General features: G+C 62.5%; 2 protein-coding genes. Both read right to left on the reverse strand.

Annotated elements, in window-relative coordinates:
- Nucleotides 1-824, reverse strand: an 824-nt coding sequence (locus EN906_RS32440; RefSeq protein WP_127375694.1) for an ABC transporter permease subunit, incomplete at its 3' end; no start/stop codon positions are given.
- Nucleotides 825-886: 62 nt separating this feature from the next.
- Nucleotides 887-1,915: an amino acid ABC transporter substrate-binding protein gene (locus EN906_RS32445; RefSeq protein WP_127268988.1), complete on the reverse strand. Its 1,029-nt coding sequence runs from the start codon at nucleotides 1,913-1,915 to the stop codon at nucleotides 887-889.
- Nucleotides 1,916-1,926 lie beyond the last annotated feature (11 nt).

Raw genomic sequence — 1,926 nt, forward strand, 5'->3', positions numbered from 1 at the left:
GTATAGCAGGACAGCGCCAGATAAAGCGACAGGAACTCCGGCCGGACCTGGAAGCCGCCGGTCAGGTTGAAAGTCGACTGCTTCGGGTAGTCGAAGCTCAGGGGAAAGCCGCTCAGCGCATAGGCGAGCAGCGGAAGCCCGACGATCAGCGCGGTGGACGTCCAAAACACTGGAAATTGCTGGCCGGTCGCCATCTGCCGTTGCCGCGCCTTGCGCGCGACGAACCACGCCATGGCGATGCCGACGAGCAGGGCGACGAAGATCAGCCATGAGCCGTCGCCCCATACGGCGCGTGGGAAATAAAAACCGCGCTGGTTGAGGAAGGAGCCGAACGGCAAACCGATGCTGTCGCGCGGCGCCGGCAGCACGGCCAGCACGCCGGAATACCAGAAGAAGATGACCAGCAGCGGCGGGATGTTGCGGAAAACCTCGACATAGACCGTGCAGATCTTCCTGATCAGCCAGTTCTGCGAGAGCCGGCCGATGCCGATGACGAAGCCAATGATTGTCGCGGTGATGATGCCGACGATGGCGACGATCAAGGTATTGATGAGGCCGACCAGAATCGCGCGGCCATAGGTCGAATCCGACGAATACGCGATCGCGCTCTCGCTGATGTCGAAGCCGGCGCGGCCCTTGAGGAAGCCGAAGCCTGAAGCGATGCGCAGCCGCGTCAGGTTGTCGATGACGTTGTGGGCAATCCACCGGACGCCCGCCACCAGCAGCACGACGACCAGCACCTGGAAGAATATGCCCCGGATTTTCGGATCGTTGATGAAGGAACCGCGGCTGGGCTCCTCGCGAAGTACTTCCTGCGATGCCATTCGACCGTCCCTGGAAAGAGAAACCGGGAGGCAGATGATCTGCCTCCCGGATCACATTTCGATCAGCGGATCGGCGGCGCGTATTGCAGGCCGCCCTTGGTCCACAGCGCGTTGATGCCGCGCGCGATCTTCAGCGGGCTGCCCGAGCCGACATTGCGCTCGAACATTTCGCCATAATTGCCGACGGCCTTGACGATGTTGACCACCCAGTCATTGGAGACGCCGAGATCGGTGCCGATCTTGGTATCGGCTTCCTGGCCGAGCACGCGCTTGATCTCGGGGCTTGCCGAGTTCTTCATCTCCTCGACATTGGCCTTGGTGATGCCGAGCTCTTCAGCCTGCAGCAGCGCGAAATAGGTCCACTTGACGATGTGATACCACTGGTCGTCGCCCTGGCGAACGGCCGGTCCGAGCGGCTCCTTGGAGATGATCTCGGGCAGCACGACGTGGTCGGCCGGCGCTCCCAGCGTCAGGCGGATGCCGTAGAGGCCCGACTGATCGGTGGTGTAGACGTCGCAGCGGCCGGCATCATAGGCGGCGTTGACCTCTTCCAGCTTCTCGAAGACGACGGGATTGTACTCCATCTTGTTGGCCTTGAAGTAGTCGGCGAGGTTCAGCTCGGTGGTGGTGCCGCTCTGCACGCAGACGGCCGCGCCCGAAAGCTGCAGGGCCGAATTGACGCCCGGCAGCTTCTTGGCGTTGATCATGAAACCCTGGCCGTCATAGTAGGTGACGCCGATGAAGTTCAGGCCAAGCGCCGTATCGCGGTTGATGGTCCAGGTGGTGTTGCGCGACAGGATGTCGATCTCGCCCGACTGCAGCGCGGTGAACCGCTCCTTGGCGCTGAGCGGCGTGAACTTGACCTTGGAGCCGTCACCAAAGACGGCGGCCGCGACAGCGCGGCAGAAATCCGCATCGATGCCTTGCCAGTCACCCTTGTCGTCCGGCGCCGAAAAGCCGGCAAGGCCGGTGGAGACGCCGCACTGGATGAAGCCCTTCGCCTTGACGGTGTCGAGCGTGGCCGCCGACGCGGCGGACGCCATCAATCCAAGCGTGGCGGCGCCTAGAATGCCGATAGCAATGTGTTTCATGACCCACAGAC

This window comes from Mesorhizobium sp. M7A.F.Ca.CA.004.06.1.1 (assembly GCF_003999135.1).
GTDB lineage: Bacteria > Pseudomonadota > Alphaproteobacteria > Rhizobiales > Rhizobiaceae > Mesorhizobium.